Raw genomic sequence first — 17,978 nt, forward strand, 5'->3', positions numbered from 1 at the left:
TTGCCAGTGGCTTGCAGCAGCTTGCCTACGATGCTGTTCTACCTGTTCAGGAGAGCAAATACAGCATCTGCTGCGCTTGTGTCCTGCGCGCCATCGGGTCGGCCTCACGTCCAGCGCCGCTCGGCGGCGGGGGGGCTTGAAGACGTTCCTAAACTGCGGCAACTAGGCGGTCGCCGCCATCATATTCCATGATGTGCGAATAATTTGGATTCACTGTGTTATTGATGTTCGCGCCGAACATTAACTGTCGCCCTGGTCTTTTCCAGAAAACAAAGTCGATTATAGAAATGGCATGGTGCAATGGCGAGGCAATGCACGGCTCATCTGATCCAAGCCAAAATATTAAATGTGAGTCATGCTTGAGTGCTGTCCCTGCTATCCACCTGTCTGCCTGCGATGAAGAAAGCGCTGCGATGTGCGTCTGAGTAGATTTGATCTGACTCCAGTCAAGCCCACTGCCAATTAAGTTCCATGGCAGCATCAATAGTTTTTTCTCGAATTTTTCGGAAATTTCCTGTGAAATTGGTATGGCGTTGTTCGATTCAATCAGAGATTGGATGTGTGGCTGTGTGATGTACATGCTATTTTTTGGGAAAGTGCTGAAATAGCTCTTGGTAGGTCGACTCTAATCGAGGGTGTGCAGAATTTTGTGTAAACGGACAATCCAACGCCGACGCAAGCCGGCCTGTCCGTAAGCACAATGAGCACCAAGAAACACAACGTACCCGAAGAACTGCTGTCTGGCCTGCTGGCCAACTACAAGAAGCCTGAAGACCTCATCGGCGAGAACGGCCTGCTCAAGCAACTGACCAAGCTGCTGGTCGAGCGAGCTTTGGACGCTGAGCTGACTGAGCACCTGGGCCATGAACGCAACGAGGCGGTGGCCAACCCCGCTGGCAACACCCGCAACGGCAAGAGCAAGAAGACCCTCAAGGGCGAGTTCGGCGAATTGCCCATCGAAGTGCCACGCGACCGCCATGGCAGCTTCGAGCCTCAGCTCATCCCCAAGCACCAGACCCGCTGGGCCGGCTTCGACGACAAAATCATCTCGCTGTACGCCCGTGGCATGACGGTGCGCGAGATACAGGCCCACCTCGAAGAGATGTACGGCACCGAGGTCTCACCCAGCCTGATTTCCTCGGTGACAGATGCCGTGGCCGACGAGGTCAAGGCCTGGCAGGCCCGGCCGCTGGAGCCGATTTACCCCATCGTCTATCTGGACTGCATCCACGTGAAGGTGCGCGAGGGCGCGGTGCGGGTCAAGGCGGTGTACCTGGCCATCGGCATCACCATGACGGGCGAGAAGGAGGTGCTGGGTCTGTGGTTGGCGCAGACCGAGGGTGCCAAGTTCTGGCTGCAGGTTGTAACCGAACTGCGCAACCGGGGCGTGCAGGACATCTTCATTGCCTGTGTCGATGGGCTCAAGGGCTTTCCGGACGCCATCGAGGCGGTGTTCCCCAAGGCGGTGGTGCAACTGTGCATCGTTCACATGGTGCGCCACAGCCTGAACTACGTCTCATGGAAGCGCCGCAAGGAAGTGGCAGCCGACCTGCGCCGCATCTACACGGCCGCCACCGCCGAGGAGGCCGAACTGATGCTCGCAGAGTTCGAGGCCCGATGGGATGCCGAGTACCTGCCCATCGGCCAGTCCTGGCGCAGGAACTGGAGCCGGCTCATCCCGTTCTTTGATTACCCGCCGGAAATCCGCAAGGTCATCTACACCACCAATGCCATCGAGTCGGTCAACATGAGCTTGAGAAAGCTGACCAAGAACCGGGGCTTGTTCCCCAGCGACGAGGCGCTGACCAAGCTGTTCTACCTGGCGCTGCGCAACATCAGCCAGAAGTGGACCATGCCCATCCGCGATTGGAAGGCCGCGCTGACCCGCTTTACCATTCAGTTCGGAGACCGCATCTCCGTCAATTGAAGTCCGAACCGTTTACACAAAAATTCGGACACGCCCCTCTAATCCACCTTCAATCCTATTCGATCCGTGCAGCCAATCTTGCCGTCTGTTAGAGCCTCCTCGACGATCCCACCAATTGATGTGAAATCCGGAGTCGCGGCTCCAATCAATTCGCCAACCTTGTAGGCCGTCTGGACTCTGCCGTCCGGTAATTTGACCCCGGTTGGGCCCGCTCTCCTGAACGAAATCTACAGCGTCGTTCCCAAGTGATGAGAGTCTTCGAGCTGCATCGCGGGCTGCATTGAAATTTGGGAATGTCGCGTGGATTTCCTCTCCCCTCGGAATTCTAGATGCCGCCCCGGTAGATTCCACGCCTTGGGATGTCGAAAACGAAGACGTGCCGCCTGTCGTGCTGGTCGGCCTTGTGTTGGATAAGTCCCCAACGGCCCCAATCTGCGCCCTGCGCCCTCCAGCCGCAGGCCCCGTGAAGGCGTTCTCTCCGATCGTTGTCACAACCGTAGTAGCAGGCTTGACCAGTCCAGCGCTGGTGACGCCCAGCCCAGCCGCTGCCTGGCCAACGTCATTGAACAGGTGACCCAGGGCTCTGCTCTGCTCATATGGATCGTTGAGTGACATCGCGGCGTTGTAGCGATTGACTACGCTCTCGAAACCAGCGCTGGCGGCGTCACGGGGATTGAGCATCATGTTCACAATGCTTCGGCCCAATTGCTCTTGCTCTGACCAGGCTTCCTGCACTCTTGGGTGATCGTGGTTGTAGCCGAATGTCAGTAGGTCGCCTACCTGGATGGCGCTGTTGCTGCCCCATCTCCAAGTGTCCTGGACCATGCCTGAGAAACTGTCGGCGGTACCGCCCACTGCGCCTGCTGTGCGAGTAGCGATTTCTTGGAGGAAACTGTTGCCTGCGGCCTCTGATTGCGCGTGATCAGACGCGGCTTCATCCATTTGGGGGCGCCGCGCTGAAACTGTGAGCTCGCCCTCCGCACTGACGTATGTGTAATGGCCATCCTCGTCATAGACCCCAGTGCCCACGGGTCCCAAAGAGGGCGGGATAACTCCAGCGCCATCGGCGTTGGTATCGGCAGCATCTCCAGCGTAGATCCCGCTGGCGCCACTCGAATCCATGCCGTCCGTTACCCCGATATGGCTGTCGCTACCGCGAACGTTTAGACCAGGCGCGCCAGCCGAGTTCTCACCCGCGGCAGGCATGGCAACGTCAACTCGATCGCCATCTGGCGAGGTGGCTATGGCTTCTGCGCCTTGCTCTGTAGAGGCACCGGACGCTTGTTGATTCGCAGGGACTTGCGATGCGACAGCATCGCCTACCACCCCACTGAGAAAGTCACTTGCAAACCCAGCCGCAGGATCATTGGATCCCACCATCCGCATGGCGCTGGTTGTTGCGCGCGACAGCAATCGCATGGCACCGCGCTCGGACTCGGTCAAATTCGGGATCTTCCCAATCTCCGCATTGATCAAGTCGCCCACTTCCTGTGCGGCGTTGGCCAGCATGCTGTTGATGAAGCCGTCTTTAAACTTGCCGCCCACGATCTCCTGAATGGCACCTTGAATGGTGGCCCTGCCCGTGGCTTGGATCAGTTTGCCCACGGTACTGCTGGCGCCAGTCAGGTTTTCTCTCGCGCCCGGAATCTCCATCACGCCAGCGGTCAGACCCCCAGCCAGCGCCGATGTGAGCACGCTTTTGAAATTGACATGGCCGGTGGCAACGTACTGGCCCAATAGACTGCCGGTGGCGCCCGCTGCAGCGCCCTGGGCGACCGCGCTGCCTACGCAGGCGTCCCGACGACATCGCCACGCTGGGCGAAATCAGGCACCCGTGACACCCACGTTAGCAAGACTGAATGGACGATACCCAGCCGCTGCTAACGCTCCGATTTCAGGAGCTGACCACGCACGTGCACAGCGCGCCAGGGGCCGATTCGGTTGTCAATCTCGCACTGCCCATCGCCCCCGCCCCACTGGCGCGCGAAGTGCTGCGCCACACCCCGCCCACCCCGCTGGAGATCGAGCAAGCCATTGAGTTGGTGGAAGACGCCGTCATGCCCGCCCGCGCACGCCTGCCCGAGGCGTTTGAGCTGCAGGTAGAAGACGCGCTCTTGCGCGAGCTGGTGGGCAGCGCAGGCGCCGACCCCTCAACAGGCGGCGTTGCCCGGCTCAGCATCCAGGACGTTGAAAACCTGTTCAGCCGCCTGGTTGCGCTGTCAGAAGGCCGGCCTGCCACGCAGGACGGGTTGCCGAGCGATGGCGCGAGCGCGGCGCGGCTGATTATCATGCGGGAGGTGTTGCATCATTGGGGGCAAGACGGCGTATGGCTAGTTTGAGCGAGAGGCTTCCGCCGTGACACCTTGTTTCTAACCAGAGCTATTACTGCGTTCCAGTTGAAGAGACGGCGAGTGACTTTGGTGGTTTGAGTATATCCGAGAAATTCGACTTACATGGCGACTTGGTGAGATCGCTCCATCAATCGTTTGACGCTTTTTGAGGGGAAGAATCAATCAAGCTCGCTGCCAGGTCTTCTCCTTTTTCGCTGGCAATATCTGATGCGGTTAATCCGGTTCGGTCTCTGATGTCGATGTCAGCATTTTTATCGAGTAATAATTTCACGCAATTTAAACTTCCCCCAGCGGCGGCACACATAAGCGGGGTTACGCCATCCACTGTAATCGCATTAATGTTCGCGCCGACTGAAAGCAAATAACGAGCCACCTCAACCTGATCTACCGAGGCGGCTTCGTGCAGCGGCGTGAGGTTGGCGAACCCAGCTTTCCCTGGCGACGCACCAGCTTCGACTAGGGTTTGAACTGCCCAAAGCGCACCCTCGAAGGCTGCGGCCATCAGAGGTGTTCTTCCCTTTGTCCCAATTTGATCCAAATCAAGTTCCCTCAATTCAGTTGAATTGAGAGAATTCAAATTTTTACCTATAAACTTGGCTATAAGGTCGTCAATTTGGGTTGATCTTGTCACGGGAGCTTTCGTGGTTTATGGTTTGAATTCAGCCTGGAGGGCAATAAATATCGTAAGGCTTCAATGGTCTGGATTCCATGCAATTTAACGCAGTTTCTTCACATTCATGTTGTACAGCGCCCAGGCCACATTGCGCCCTCCTTGCACGTCACCGGACTCATAGGCGCCAAACATCTCCGCCAGCGTCCGGTCGATGATTTCGGCTTGCTCTAGATCGCGTTTGAGCTTGGGTTTGATTTCATTCCAGAGTTCGATGATGTCAGCCTTGTTGCCTTCATAGCTCATGAATGAGGGATAAGCATCCGGGCTACGAGTTATGGAAGCCAGTGCTCCGGATAGATCTGTCAATTTTTCTCGCAATGACATGATTAATGTGCTGCTTCAGCTGCGCGGTTTTTTTGCTCTGGCCGCCATTAATCTTCGCATTTCTCGCATGGCATCTCCATCTTCGTCATAACCGAATAAAGACGCATCTCAATGAAGGAATGGCGGGGGCATAGCTGTGTATAAAAAACTCATGTCTTCCATCAGCTAACCTCTCGCCGCTGACGAGTTCGCTTGTTTTGTGCGAGATGGATGGCTATTGCGACAAAAACTCAACGTCTATACGGTCAGCCTTCACGGTGACCGTTTTTCCGTCCAGGTACCCGAAGTCCGTTTGAAGCATTTCGTCTTCAAACAGCAGCCCGTCTGCCTCCAAATACATGCCGTTGAGCTGCCCTTGAATCAGATAGGTAAAGCCCTTTCCTGTTTCAATAAAGGCTGGGCCTGAACTATCAGGTGACGCCATTACCTCATAGTTATGCAGCATGACCAATTCCAGTTGAACCGGATAGTTCTTGCCTACTGATATGGGGTAAGGGCAAATGCCTGCAAAACAATTCAGCCGTATGTCGTTGATTTGAAGGGTCACCTTCTCTTCAATGTCATCGCTTAATGCGATAACTTGTGCTTGGTAGATCATGGCGCGGGTGCAGTGTCTCTTATAGAAGAATCGCCATTCAACATCTTCCAGAAGCTCTTGCCGCATTTCCGGTGAATGGCCGTAATGACAGATGTGCTGGTTCGGTTCCCGTAATCGTCCACTTTGGGGCGCCGCACTGAAACTGTAAGCTCGCCCTTTGTTCGGTCTCTAGATGCGGGCGACAATCGCGCCGCGGCTCGCTTCAAGCGCTCGAACCAACGCTCGAGTGCTTGAAAAATGGATTATTCAAGGCGGGCTATTTCAGTCGGCGCCATTGGCAAGCTCTTTTGAAAGAAAATCCATCGCCTTTGTCTGAATGAGCATCCAATCCGCTGCGCTCAACTTAACGTCGGCATCATTTGCATAAATTGTGTACTGCAACAATTTGTCTTGGGATATTCCTGCTTCCATAAATGGGTTGTCCTTTGTGTCATCTTGGTAAATACACAAGTATGGTTGGATTGAGTTCATGTCGCCGACTTTTTCAAAAATCATGTTCGTGCCGTTCGTTTTTTTAATGTACGAAATCCAATGAGTCCACGCGTCGCATGCCAACTTGCGGCTCTGCCGTCAGGCGGTATATGTGTGACGCCACCGGCAGGATAGCGACCTCCTGCACCAGAGGTTCTTGTGCCATTTTCAAAGGCTTCAACGATATGCGTGCTCGCGAGCTCGTTCAACTCGGCCTCTTCGCATGACCACCGCTGCTACCGACATCCCGCCCCTGTTTATGCTCTGATTTCAGGAGCAATCCACGCACGTGCCCAGAGCATCAGGGGCTGATTTGGCTGTCAATCTCTGCTTGCCCACCGCCCCCCACACTGGCGCGCGAAGTGCTGCGCCACACCCCATCGGGCGCGCTAGTAGGCCTTGGAAGGGTAAGCGATGCTGTGTTCCCCTTCCGCACGTCATGCCCTGGCGAGACTAGTAGATCAGATTGGCTCAATCAAGTCATGGGTGGCACTTTGTCGAGCTTGCGGCCAGGGATTGCGTGCGATGGCTCTTCAGATTAGCTCCCAGCCGCGGTTTCGTTGGCGGCAAGAATATGGAGCTCGAAGGCTCGTGCCTCAACCGATATTGATACAGAGCTTTTGAAGCCATGCAGAGATCCCCCTGCCACGAAGCTCTGTATACCCTCAGTGACTGCGCTGTTCTGGTGCGCGACAATTATGGGGTCAGTCCAAATGATTTTGTTGTTTTCCTCGGTGTACTGGCTGATTTCGAGTTCAAATAGTCTGACGCCAGAAAATACAAGCAAACAGTGTCCAACAAAACCTCTATCATTGTGTTTTAGGAATAGCGGAGCTAATTCTTCCGCGACCGCAAGCCAGTTGTTGACGTAAATAGATGCGATGTTGCCGTCGTAGATGTGGGCGCCATATTGGCAATCAAATGCGTGCACCGAATTCCAGCAATCTTTGATAATTTTCGGCATATTCTATTATTTAACAAATACCATAGAGCGCATTTGTCTGAGGGGCGGCGGCGATCCATTTGCTCTTCTAAATTCCAAGGTGTGAAACTCGGGGAGTAGTTCGCCGTTGAACTCTAGATGGAGGCCGAGTTGGGCTAGTTGATTTTCATTTGGTATGTTTACGAGGAGTGAATGGCGCTTGTGGTCTATGCAATCGTCCGAGATGCGATGCCTAGTTTTGAGGCAGTGACCCTGCCCTTAGCCTGCACATTAGGTATAAATCGTCAATGTCTCCCTGAAGATGAAATATCGCACCGTCCTCAATGCTCGTGTCAAGTTGCGCAACTTCGGTGCCCTTGCGGTCTATTATTATTTTAACGACGCGGATAGAAATGCTTTTCACATTGATATTTCGCCGTGGAACAACGTCGTTAACAATATCCTCCCGCGAAACCTGGTAGCGGGTTGTGAATATATCCCCAACTTTTACATCATGGTCAGCCACCGCCAAGCATATCATCGTGTCTTCTTTTTTTTCAAAAATTTGAGATATTAGTATTTCTGTGGCATTTTTCATCATCTTGATCTCTCTCTGTTTGTTGTCTAGCATCCTGGCGCGGCGGAGGAATTCCGCCACTTGCTCAGGATTCATTCTTGGTGCGGAATTCAAGATTTCAGCTCGATCCATTCTGGATGTAACTCTGTATGGAATTGGAGGGAATCCCATGTCGTTGAGAATTTGCCGTGCGGCCTCTACTGGTGCCCGCCCACGCACGCCTGCCCGAGGCGTTTGAGCTGCAGGTAGAAGACGCGCTCTTGTGCGAGCTGGTGGGCAGCGCAGGCGCCGACCGCCTCAACCGGCGGCGTTGCCCGGCTCAGCATCCAGGACGTTGAAAACCTGTTTAGCCGCCTGGTCGCGCTGTCAGAAGGCCGGCCTGCCACGCAGGACGGGTTGCCGAGCTATGGCGCGATTGCTCTTCAGGCCCAGAGCAGTTTGCTTCATGGCTCAAATTCTCTGTCCGTCAACTCATTACGTGCAGCCACCCTAGAAGAACAAGGGGCCGCTGACGAAGGCCCTTTGTTTTGTGCAAGCTGCATGGTTATCGCGACAAAAACTCAACGTCTATACGGTCAGCCTTCACGGTGACCTTTTTCCCGTCCAGGTACCCGAAGTCCGTTTGAAGCATTTCGTCTTCAAACAGCAGTCCGTCTGCCTCCAAATACATGCCGTTGAGCCGCCCTTGAATCAGATAGGTAAAGCCCTCTCCTGTTTCAATAAAGGCTGGGCCTGAACTATCAGGTGACGCCATTACCTCATAGTTATGCAGCATGACCAATTCCAGTTGAACCGGATAGTTCTTGCCTACTGATATGGGGTAAGGGCAAATGCCTGCAAAACAATTCAGCCGTATATCGTTGATTTGAAGGGTCACCTTCTCTTCAATGTCATCGCTTAACGCGATAACTTGTGCTTGGTAGATCATGGCGCGGGTGCAGTGTCTCTTATAGAAGAATCGCCATTCAACATCTTCCAGAAGCTCTTGCCGCATTTCCGGTGAATGGCCGTAATGACAGATGTGCTGGTTCGGTTCCCGTAATCGTCCACTTTGGGGCGCTGCACTGAAACTGTAAGCTCGCCCTTTGTTCGGTCTGTAGATGCGCGCGACAATCGCGCCGCGGCTCGCTTCAAGCGCTCGAACCAACGCTTGAGTGCTTGAAAAATGGATTATTCAAGGCGGGCTATTTCAGTCGGCGCCGTTGGCAAGCTCTTTTGAAAGAAAATCCATCGCCTTTGTTTGAATGAGCATCCAGTCCGCTGCGCTCAACTTAACGTCGGCATCATTTGCATAAATTGTGTACTGCAACAATTTGTCTTGGGATATTCCTATTTCCATGAATGGGTTGTCCTTTGTGTCATTCTCGTAAATACACAAGTATGGGTAGAGTGAGTTTATGTCGCCGACTTTTTCAAATACCATGTTTGTGCCGTTCGTTTTTTTAATGCACGAAATCCAATGAGTTCACCCGTCGCATGCCAACTTGCGGCTCTGCCATCGGGCGGCATATGTGTGACCGCACCGTCAGGATAGCGACCTCCAGCGCCAGAGGTCCATGCTCCATTTTTCAAGCCTTCAGCGATATGCGTGCTAGCGCGGCTGTTCAACTGGACCTGCCGCCGCCGCAATACGGATCGCCAGCAGCTGGCAACACTGCCAGCGGCGCGCCTAAAAGTACCGTCACACGGTACCGGACAACCCGCTAAAGGACACTCGTCGCATTCCTAGCCCCGCAGCGAGGTGCGCCGCCGCACACTCCGTTCCACGTTCAACCCGCCTGTTCATGGAACCGAAATGCAAAACCTGATCCGTCGCGACTCCAAGCCCTGGCAACTGCAAGTCTGGGTGTCTTTTGGCATTGCCGTGGCCTTGTGCGCCACGGGGCTGGCCTACCTGCCGGGGCAGGATCTGGACCGCGCCTTCATGTTCATGGGCTACCTGTTCTGCCTGTCCACGGCCTTTGTGTTGTCGAAGTTTGTGCGCGACGGCGAGGTGGCGCAGCAGCAGCCGGGCAGCACCCGCCGCGTGCCGGATACGCCCATGTTCCGCCTGGTGGTGTGGGGCGGCTTTGGCCTGGCGATGGCGATGACAGCCTGGGGCCTGCTGCGCATGGACATCAACGCCACCTACAAAGTCTTTCTGGGCGTGAGCTGGCTGTACCTGATTACCGGCGCGTTCACGCTGGCCAAGATGCTGCGCGACCGGCAAGAGGCGGATCTGCTGGAGGCCGAATGGCGCAGCCGACGCGATGCGCGCCCCGTGGGTGACAGCGCCCGCCAAGCCGAATCGGCCCAGTGATTTTCAAAGAAAAAGTACCGCCAGCGCACGTGCCACCTGCGCTGGCAGCTATTCAATCAGGAGCAAAAATCATGACCAACCCAAGCCTTGAAGGCGTGCCGCGCGGCCCCCGTCCGTCACCAGCCAGCGGCGCCGCGCTCAGCCCGCTGCCGGCCTTGCGCCGCGCCACCGCCAGCGTGTTGTGTGCCACGGCGGTGCTGCTGGCGGCGGTCGGCCCGGCGCCGGCGCAGGCGCAAAGCGAGGCGTCGGTGGGCGTGTCGATGCTGCCGGTGGCCTCCGTGGTGGGCGGTGCGTCGGTGGCGGGAGCGGCGGCCAGCGCCGTGGTGGCCGTGCCCGCTGCGCTGCTGGTCAGCGGCGCGGTGCTGACGGTGAAGGTGGTGCAGGTGTCGGCGCGCGGCACGGTCTACGTGCTGGAACGCGCCAGCGACGGCGCCACGGCCAGCGTGCAGCTGGCGGGCGCGGCGGCCAGCGGCCTGGGGCTGAGTGTGGGCGCCACGGTGGTCACCACCGTGATCGCCAGCGGGGTGGTGCTGTCGGCAGCGGGCGAGGCGCTGTGCTTCATACCCAACGCGGTGGGGCGAGCGCTGTTGTATGACGAAAAACTGGGGTAACCCCCCCCTGATACCCAATTGCGTTCAATCCGTCAGAAACCGTTCGCACTGAGCTTGTCGAAGTGCATGCACCGCGCAGGGCTTCGACCCTTCGACAAGCTCAGGACAGGCCAGGCTCAGCCCGAACGGTTCTTATATTTTTGAGGGCGGATTCGTATGAGGCGCTGACGCGCCTTCTCCCCTCTCTCTTCGCGCTGCGCGCTTCGGGAGGGGGGGCAACGCCAGTGCTCGGTGCAAGCCCGAGCACGGCGTTCGCTGGCTTGGCGCCCTCTGCGGGCCTCGCTGGAACATCCGTCGCCATCGTGCGGCGGGCATCAAGGAGCTGAAACCATGGCAAAGAATCCGTATCTCCCTCGTCCGCGTACTGTGCTGCTCACCACCCTGGCCGCAGGCTTGGCGCTGGCCACGGGCGCAGCCTACGCAGGCCGCCAGTGCGAAACGGCCAAGCCCACGCCGCAGGTGATCGAGCGCGGCATGGCGCTGGCGCAGCGCACCGCCGCCGCGCTGGACGCGGCGTATGCGCAAGACGGCACGCGCGTGGTGCTGCTGGCCCGCGCGGGGCAGGATTTGACGAAGTACGGCCAGACCTGGTCGCACGTGGGCTGGGCCTACCGCACGCCGCAGGGTGTGTGGCGCGTGGTGCACAAGCTCAACCAGTGCGGCAGCGACCGGTCGATGGTGACGCGCCAGGGCCTGGGCGAATTCTTCTTGGACGACCTTTGGCGCTACCAGGCCACGTGGCGCGCCGCGCCCCGCGCCTGGCAAGACGCCCTGTGGCAGCTGCTGCAGGACAACGGCCGCGCGCTCACGCTGCACCAGCCGCGCTACAGCATCGTCAGCTACGCCTGGGGCACGCGCTACCAGCAGTCCAACCAGTGGGCGATTGAAACGCTGGCCCTGGCGGCCGAGCCCGGCCTGCGCCAGCGCGCCCAGGCGCAGGCGTGGCTGAAGCTCAAGGACTACCAGCCCGCCACGCTGCGCATTGGCCCGCTGGCGCGGCTGGGCGGCCGCGTGGGGTCGGCCAACGTCGCGTTTGACGACCACCCGGACGCCCAGCGCTTTGCCAACCAGATCCAGACCGTCACCGCCGATTCGGTACTCAGCTGGCTGGACAGGCTGGACGCTGCCGCGCGCCCAACTGCCGCCGCGGGCATGATCAAGATATGAACGAAAATGGCCGCTGGCGCAGCTGGGGAAAGCGCTGGCAGCTATTTAAAATGTAGCTAACAACACGAAGGAATGGTATGAGCAAGGCATTGCGCCTGTCTGAAAAATGGTTCCAGCGCGGGCTGTGGCTGGTGGCGCTGGTGTTCGCCGGCTTCTTGATCGGGCTGGGCAGCACCATCGTGGGCGACCTGCCCCGCGTGGAAGCCACCCGCTCGCTGGAAGACTTCATGGACCCGGCGGCCACCGCCAAGGCGCACGCCGACATGAAGCAGGCCGAACAAGCCGAGCGCGCCGCCACCGACGCGCTGGAGCAGGCGCAGCTCAAGCAGAAAGTGGCCGCATCGGACGTGAGCACCGCGCGCGACAGCTTCAACAACTGGATCGCCACCCGCAAGGCGACCGAGCGCGCCGAGCAAGACCCCGAAGTCATCAGCCGCACCCAGGCGCTGGACACGCTGCAAACCCGCGAACGCCAGGCCCGCGCCGAGACCGAGCGCCAGCAACAACGGCTGCTGGACGCGCAGCAGGCCCAGCAAGGTGCGCAGCGCGACCTCACCACGCTGGAAGAAGCCGCGCAAAGCCAATACCACGAGGCGCTGCGCGCGCAAGAGCTGCGCGTGTTCGGCTACCGGCTGGCGCTGACGCTGCCGCTGCTGCTGGTGGCGGGCTGGCTGTTCAAGCGCCATCGCCAAAGCCGCTGGTGGCCCTTCGTGTGGGGCTTCATCTTCTTCGCGCTTTTCGCCTTCTTCGTTGAACTGGTGCCTTACTTGCCGAGTTATGGTGGCTACGTGCGCTATATCGTCGGCATCGTCATCACTGCGCTGGTGGGGCGCTGGGCCATCGTGGCGCTGCAGAACTACCTGGAACGCCAGCGCGCCGTCGAAGCCCAGCCCGACCTGCTGCGCCGCGCCGAACTCAGCTACGACACGGCGCTGGCGCGCATGGCCAAGGGCGTGTGCCCCGGCTGCGAGCGCGCAGTGGATCTGAAAAACCCCGGCATCGACTTCTGCCCGCATTGCGGCATGGGCCTGTTCAACCACTGCGGCGTGTGCGACACGCGCAAGAACGCGTTCTCGCACTTTTGCCAGGCGTGTGGGGCGCCTGCCGCAGAACCCGATGCCGGAGCGGCCCCGCTGCCGGGGGCCGCAGCGACGGGCACCGTGCCGGGCGGCGCCAACGCGGTTTAGATGCGCAGCGCTTGGGCGCGGCGGAGCAGGGGGCCCGCCCGCCGCGCCAGGCGTGCGCTCGCCGGCTGCGGGCGGCCTGCTATCGAGGCTGTCGCGGGCCAGATTGGTCAATCCGGCCCGCGCTCATTGCCTTACAGGCCCAGCGTGGACTTCATCGCTGCCCATGCGGTGGGGTTCAGGCGCTTGGTGGCGCTGGCCGCATAGGTCGAATCCAGCTTGGGCGAGCGCACCCGGGCGATGCGTTCGCCGCTGGGGGTGGTGATTTGGGCATACGAATCCACGTAGCGGTAAGCCGGCGCAGGCGCGTAGCCCGTGAAGCTCATGATGCGACTGCCGCTGACGGTGGAGATGGTGTAAGTGCCCGTGCCGGTGGCGGCGCAGTCAGACACATTGGTTTCGGTGGCGTCGAGTGCGCAGTCGTAGTACTGGACGGTGCCGGCGACGGCGCTTGAAACGCCTGTGAACGCAAACCGCTGGGTGCGGCTGGTGGTGGCGCCGTAGCCCAGGGTGCGTGTGCCCCTTCCGTTGGCAAGGTTCACCTTGGTGGCTGGATACGCTGCAATGAATTCTTCCAGCGTGGTGGCCTCGGATGCGGGGCGGAAGTCCGCGTTGGTGTTGTTCACAAGGTAGTGCTGGTTCAACATCAGAGAGGTCCGCGAGCGCACCGCCGAATTGGCCGGGAACACCGCGCCACCCACCGCGCTGAGCAAAGGGGCTGCGTCGGAGTCGGTGTTGAGCGTGTTGGCCGCGCCATCGGCTCTCATGGCGGTAACGACATCTGCCATGCGCTGGCCGGACACGTCGGTTGGCACGACGTAGGCCGCCGTGACCTCTGTTTCGCAGTACGTGGCTCGATAGGGGTTGCCACGGGTCACGATGTGGGCGGACGCCGCGTTGCAACGCTTCCACCCTGTGGGGGTGAGGTAAATGCTGCGGTACGAAGCGGCCACGTCCGTCACCGGCGCGCCTTGGCTGACCAGCGTGCGGAGGTCGTTGAACACGACGGGTGTGGCGCCAGCGGCTTTGGCCGGCGTGTGGATCACTCGATAGTAATAGTCTTGTGGGCTGCCAAAGCTCAGGTTGGCGAGGTCGCCGGGTGCGTCGGCCGAGGCGGCGGTTTGGTCGCCTACCTCCAGCACCGCACCGCGTTGGAGTGCGGCCGCCACCATGCGCGCCATGGTCCGCGCGTTGTCCTGCACCCGCGCCGGGTCATTGGCCGGGTCGTCCTGGAAGTTGTCGATCTTCGCCTCGGCAATGCCCAGCTGAACCGCCGTGTTGCTGCGCGCCGCAGCCTCGGTCATGCCGGCCGCCACCCCGGCGGCGACCAGCGTCGTCAACGGGTTGATCTGGCCGCCTTTGCCGGGCACCTGTCGCAAGACATACGGGGAAGACGCCCCAGCGGCCTGCGTCATCAGGGCAATCACAGAGGCCGAAGACTGCGCGGCGGTCGTTTTCACGGAATAGGCGCCTTGCGCGTCGGTCTGCGCGGCAGGCTCGCCCGTGTCGCAGGCGCCGTTGGCGTTGAGATCCAGGCAAACCGTGACGCCCGAAACGGGCTGGTCGGCCACAACCACACCGGATCGGGATTCGCTGGCGGGCGGGGTGTTGCCGCCGTCGTCGTCGTTGCCGCCACCGCAGGCGGCAAGAGATGCGATCACGATCGCGGACAGTGCGAAGCGGGCAGAGCGTGGTTGGGTACGCATGTCGGGGGCCTCCATTCGTTTGAAAATGTAAAGAGGCCTTGAGGTTAGCTACCGCACCCTTGATCGAACATACCGCAGATGTGGGAGGGTCGCGCCCTTGGCTTGCGGCGCGGGGGAGCTTCCGTTCGCAGCGCAAGGAAGGCGCTGCTGCCGTAAAGCGCCGCGCTCGGTTGCAGGCCGAACGACCGCCGCTGGCAGGTCAGATCAGGCCAGCGGAGCGTCCACGCCGGTCACCTCCCGCTGCGCGGCGACGGCTGTGGTCAGTCGGTGGCGCTGCTCGCAGTGGGGCGCGTCTCGGTCATTTCGCGGCAGGGCCGCTCGGCGCGTTGAGCATGTCGTCCTCGGCCTTGCGGGCGCGCTCTTGGGTCAGCTGCTCGTCCAGGTCGGTCGATGGCTTCAGGTCGGCGGCGGAGGGTGCTGTTTCCTCGGGCTTGGCAGGTGGTGGTGGCGGCGGCTCGGCCGGGCTGCTGCCAGAGGCGGCGGGCAGCAGTTGCACCTGGTACGTGGGCGATGGCACGGCCATGCCCGCGCCGTCCAGCGCCAGCTTGACCAGGCGGATGCCTTCGCTGCGGGCCTTGCCGAAATCGGTCTGGCGCTGATCCACCCAGGCGTAGAAATTGATGGCCACGGTGGTGGGGTTGATCACGTCCAGCGATGCACTGGGGCCAGGGTCGGTCAACACGCCCGCGATGCCCGCCAGGGTGCTGACGCCCAGCGTCTGCGCGGCCTGCAGGTCCTGGTCGGTGCCCACCGCCAGTTGAAAGCTCAGGCGCCGCCGGGGGTTGTGCGAGAAGTTCAGGATCACGGCCTTGAACACGGTGGCGTTGGGCAGCAGCAGCTCGTTGCCGTCCAAGGTCATCAGCACGGTGTTGCGGGTGGACAGCGACACCACGCGGCCTTCGTGCGAATCGATGCGCACGTGGTCGCGCGGCTCAAACGGCCGCCGCAGGCTGAGCAGCACGCCCGACAGGTAGTTTTCTGCCGTATCGCGAAAGGCAAAGCCCACCACGATGCCGACCAGGCCGGCCGACCCTAGCACGGCGGTGACCAGCGAGGTGGCGCCCAGCAAATCCAGCGCGACCAGCACGCCCACCAGCAGGAAGCCGGTGCGCACGAAGCGGCTGATCACGGTGCCCAGGTAGGGGTTGCGGCTGTTCAGGCGCACCGCGCCCAGGTGGTTGGCTGCCCACAGGCCGAGCCAGTTGGTCAGCAGGACGATCAGCACCGCGACCAGCAGCAAGGGCGTGGCCGCCACCATGCGCGCGGCGCGGTCCTTGAAGATTTCCCACGTCTCCTGCACCCGCGCGCCGAAGTCGGCCACCAGCACCAGCTCGTTCTCGACCGCCACCACGCCGTCCACCGCAGTGACGACCTTGGTGGCCATGCCGCGGGTTTCGTTGTCGGGCACGGAGCCGGTCAGCACCGCCACGCCGGCGCGCACCGCCGCATCGACGTTGCGAAACGCGGCGTTGCGCGCCAGCCGCGCCGTCACCTGGATCTGGATGCGTTCGTCGTTGGCCAGCGTAGCGCGCTCGGCCTGCTCCAGCAATTTGGGGTCGGCGGGCGCTGCGCTGGCGCTCGCGGCGGGTGACGCGGTGCTGGCAGTGGCTGCGACCGGCGTGGCCGCGCCCTTGTTCTGCGCATGGGCTGGCAGGGCCAGCGCGCCCAGCAAGGCCATGGCCAGCGCGGCGAGCGCGTTGCGGCAGCGGCCGGTCGACAGGGGAAAGCGGAAAAAAGAGCGGAGAAACAGCATGGCCGCCATGATGCCATTGGGCCTCTGCAGCGCCAGCGCGGGCAGGGTATGCGGCCGGAAGTTCCCGGCGATTGTTTCCGTCGGCGAAACACTGCCTTGCCCGCCCGCTCCTTTTTCAAACCACCCGCGAGGCGCAAAGTACAGGTCATGGCAGCAGCGCTGGCCCCGGGGACTTGAAGTTAACCCCGCCGCCGCGCCCCAGCCAGCACCGCCAGCTGTGTTGCTGGCCAACATTCAAGTTTCCAAGGAAAAAGATCATGTCCAAACGTTTCGCTTCTATCGCTACCGCTGCCGCCCTGACCGCCCTGTTCGCAGGCAACGCCATGGCACAGATGCCCGCCAGCGGCGAAGGCCCGCTGTTCCTGAACGAAGGCAAAACTGTCTCGACCGTGAGCCGCGACACCGTGCGCCACGACGCTGTGGCCCAACGCCCTGCCAGCGGCGCCTTTGACGGCACCACCACAGCCCGCAACACCACCAGCCCCAGCCGCGAAGCTGTGCGCCAAGAAGCCATCGCCCACCGCCCCGCATCGGGCATGTTCGACGGCTCCACGGTGGCCCAGCAGTACCACAACCAGGCTGTGCAAGCCGGCGAGTGATGCACCGGGGCTTGGCCTGATCGCCTTCGGGTGGTCAGGTGGCCCGGTCAGCTTCCCGCTCTCAACAAAACGGCCGCTTGATGCGGCCGTTTTGCTTTTTGGCGCGGCGCGCATGCATGCTCATCCGTGAGCTAGGAGGTGGCAAAGCGCTGCGGCTGCCCAAGGTATTAACGTGCGATACCGAAGGTGTCTTCGCGCAGCCAGATGCGCGAATTTCGATGCCTTGCCGGCCTCGGCTGCGGATCATTGCCTCACCAGCATGTGCTGGGCTATTGAGAACTTTGATGAAGACATTGTTTGCTGTCCGACCTACGCTGGCTCGTCTGGGCGCCGCCGCAGGGCTGGCCGCCGTGGTGGCCAGCCTGACGGGTTGCTATGTCGTGCCGATCGACCCGCGCACCGGCCAGCCTGCCACGGCGCCGGGTGCAGTGGCGCCTGTCGCTGTGCCCGCGCCGGCCCCGGGCCCTGCCGTGTTCACCGCGCGCCTGTACCCGGCCAATGAGCTGGCCAGCGCCTACGGCATGGTGAACGGCACGGTCACCAACGACCTGCATGGGCGCGGCACGTTCAACGCCAGCATCAATGGAGAGAGTTTCGTGGGCGAGGCCACGCGCAAGGCAGGATCGGGCCGCGAGGGCGTGGCCAACGGCGCAGGCAACCGGGGTAGCTACCTGACTTGCCAATACACCATGAATTCGCCCACGCTGGGCACGGGCAGCTGCCGCCTGAACACCGGCGCGGTCTTCACCATGCACGTGGGCAACTGACCGCGGCGCGGCGCGGCTGGCTTGGCTTGCAGCGGGCAAACCGGCCAGC

General features: G+C 60.7%; 20 protein-coding genes. 8 read left to right on the forward strand and 12 right to left on the reverse strand.

The window, feature by feature from the left end:
* Positions 1-148: 148 nt before the first annotated feature.
* Positions 149-580, reverse strand: a complete 432-nt coding sequence (locus C6570_RS17965) for a hypothetical protein (RefSeq protein WP_123812219.1) — start codon at positions 578-580, stop codon at positions 149-151.
* Between the two features lie 120 nt (positions 581-700).
* Here C6570_RS17965 and C6570_RS05710 point away from each other — a divergent pair, with 120 nt between their 5' ends.
* Positions 701-1,927 (forward strand): IS256 family transposase, encoded by a 1,227-nt coding sequence (locus C6570_RS05710; RefSeq protein ID WP_106702355.1) that lies wholly within the window; start codon positions 701-703, stop codon positions 1,925-1,927.
* Positions 1,928-1,939: 12 nt separating this feature from the next.
* Here C6570_RS05710 and C6570_RS17970 read toward each other — a convergent pair whose 3' ends face one another.
* Positions 1,940-3,664: a hypothetical protein gene (locus C6570_RS17970; protein ID WP_123812220.1), complete on the reverse strand. Its 1,725-nt coding sequence runs from the start codon at positions 3,662-3,664 to the stop codon at positions 1,940-1,942.
* Positions 3,665-3,786: 122 nt separating this feature from the next.
* Between C6570_RS17970 and C6570_RS05715 the strand changes: the two genes are divergently transcribed.
* Entirely contained in the window at positions 3,787-4,266 is a 480-nt protein-coding gene (locus tag C6570_RS05715) for a hypothetical protein (protein ID WP_106702356.1), read from the forward strand.
* A 139-nt stretch (positions 4,267-4,405) separates the two neighbouring features.
* Here C6570_RS05715 and C6570_RS05720 read toward each other — a convergent pair whose 3' ends face one another.
* The 8 genes from C6570_RS05720 to C6570_RS05750 all read right to left on the reverse strand — a co-directional run bounded on the left by C6570_RS05720 (position 4,406) and on the right by C6570_RS05750 (position 9,266).
* The gene (locus tag C6570_RS05720; RefSeq protein WP_123812221.1) at positions 4,406-4,909 is read right to left on the reverse strand and encodes an ankyrin repeat domain-containing protein; all 504 of its coding nucleotides are present in this window, start codon (positions 4,907-4,909) and stop codon (positions 4,406-4,408) included.
* An 84-nt stretch (positions 4,910-4,993) separates the two neighbouring features.
* A complete protein-coding gene (locus C6570_RS05725; RefSeq protein WP_106702358.1) occupies positions 4,994-5,194 on the reverse strand; it encodes a hypothetical protein in 201 nt (66 codons plus the stop codon).
* Positions 5,195-5,489: 295 nt separating this feature from the next.
* A complete protein-coding gene (locus C6570_RS05730; protein WP_123812222.1) occupies positions 5,490-5,873 on the reverse strand; it encodes a hypothetical protein in 384 nt (127 codons plus the stop codon).
* Between the two features lie 261 nt (positions 5,874-6,134).
* A complete protein-coding gene (locus C6570_RS05735) occupies positions 6,135-6,344 on the reverse strand; it encodes a hypothetical protein (protein WP_123812223.1) in 210 nt (69 codons plus the stop codon).
* Between the two features lie 538 nt (positions 6,345-6,882).
* Positions 6,883-7,308 (reverse strand): hypothetical protein, encoded by a 426-nt coding sequence (locus tag C6570_RS05740; protein WP_106702361.1) that lies wholly within the window; start codon positions 7,306-7,308, stop codon positions 6,883-6,885.
* Between the two features lie 211 nt (positions 7,309-7,519).
* Complete coding sequence (locus tag C6570_RS17975; RefSeq protein ID WP_123812224.1) at positions 7,520-7,939, reverse strand: hypothetical protein; 420 nt, start codon at positions 7,937-7,939, stop codon at positions 7,520-7,522.
* A gap of 448 nt (positions 7,940-8,387) precedes the next feature.
* Complete coding sequence (locus tag C6570_RS05745) at positions 8,388-8,771, reverse strand: hypothetical protein (protein WP_123812225.1); 384 nt, start codon at positions 8,769-8,771, stop codon at positions 8,388-8,390.
* Between the two features lie 261 nt (positions 8,772-9,032).
* A complete protein-coding gene (locus C6570_RS05750; protein WP_106702363.1) occupies positions 9,033-9,266 on the reverse strand; it encodes a hypothetical protein in 234 nt (77 codons plus the stop codon).
* Between the two features lie 372 nt (positions 9,267-9,638).
* Between C6570_RS05750 and C6570_RS05755 the strand changes: the two genes are divergently transcribed.
* From C6570_RS05755 to C6570_RS05770, 4 genes are all read left to right on the forward strand, one after another.
* Positions 9,639-10,142: a YiaA/YiaB family inner membrane protein gene (locus C6570_RS05755; protein WP_106702364.1), complete on the forward strand. Its 504-nt coding sequence runs from the start codon at positions 9,639-9,641 to the stop codon at positions 10,140-10,142.
* A 71-nt stretch (positions 10,143-10,213) separates the two neighbouring features.
* Positions 10,214-10,753: a hypothetical protein gene (locus C6570_RS05760; RefSeq protein ID WP_245896310.1), complete on the forward strand. Its 540-nt coding sequence runs from the start codon at positions 10,214-10,216 to the stop codon at positions 10,751-10,753.
* 330 nt (positions 10,754-11,083) lie between these two features.
* On the forward strand, positions 11,084-11,920 hold the full coding sequence (locus C6570_RS05765) for a DUF2145 domain-containing protein (RefSeq protein ID WP_106702365.1): 837 nt from the start codon (positions 11,084-11,086) through the stop codon (positions 11,918-11,920).
* 77 nt (positions 11,921-11,997) lie between these two features.
* A complete protein-coding gene (locus C6570_RS05770; RefSeq protein ID WP_106702366.1) occupies positions 11,998-13,107 on the forward strand; it encodes a zinc ribbon domain-containing protein in 1,110 nt (369 codons plus the stop codon).
* 131 nt (positions 13,108-13,238) lie between these two features.
* On the opposite strand, the gene C6570_RS05775 is transcribed toward C6570_RS05770, so the two are convergent.
* Positions 13,239-14,810, reverse strand: a complete 1,572-nt coding sequence (locus C6570_RS05775) for a hypothetical protein (protein WP_123812226.1) — start codon at positions 14,808-14,810, stop codon at positions 13,239-13,241.
* Positions 14,811-15,108: 298 nt separating this feature from the next.
* Positions 15,109-16,563 carry a mechanosensitive ion channel domain-containing protein gene (locus C6570_RS05780; RefSeq protein WP_164675496.1) on the reverse strand — a complete coding sequence of 485 codons (1,455 nt, stop codon included), beginning with the start codon at positions 16,561-16,563 and terminating at the stop codon, positions 15,109-15,111.
* 257 nt (positions 16,564-16,820) lie between these two features.
* On the opposite strand from C6570_RS05780, the gene C6570_RS05785 reads away from it, so the two are divergent.
* The gene (locus C6570_RS05785; protein ID WP_106702369.1) at positions 16,821-17,162 is read left to right on the forward strand and encodes a hypothetical protein; all 342 of its coding nucleotides are present in this window, start codon (positions 16,821-16,823) and stop codon (positions 17,160-17,162) included.
* Between the two features lie 284 nt (positions 17,163-17,446).
* Complete coding sequence (locus tag C6570_RS05790) at positions 17,447-17,929, forward strand: hypothetical protein (protein ID WP_106702370.1); 483 nt, start codon at positions 17,447-17,449, stop codon at positions 17,927-17,929.
* Positions 17,930-17,978: the final 49 nt, after the last annotated feature.

It is taken from the genome of Ottowia oryzae (assembly GCF_003008535.1).
GTDB lineage: Bacteria > Pseudomonadota > Gammaproteobacteria > Burkholderiales > Burkholderiaceae_C > Ottowia > Ottowia oryzae.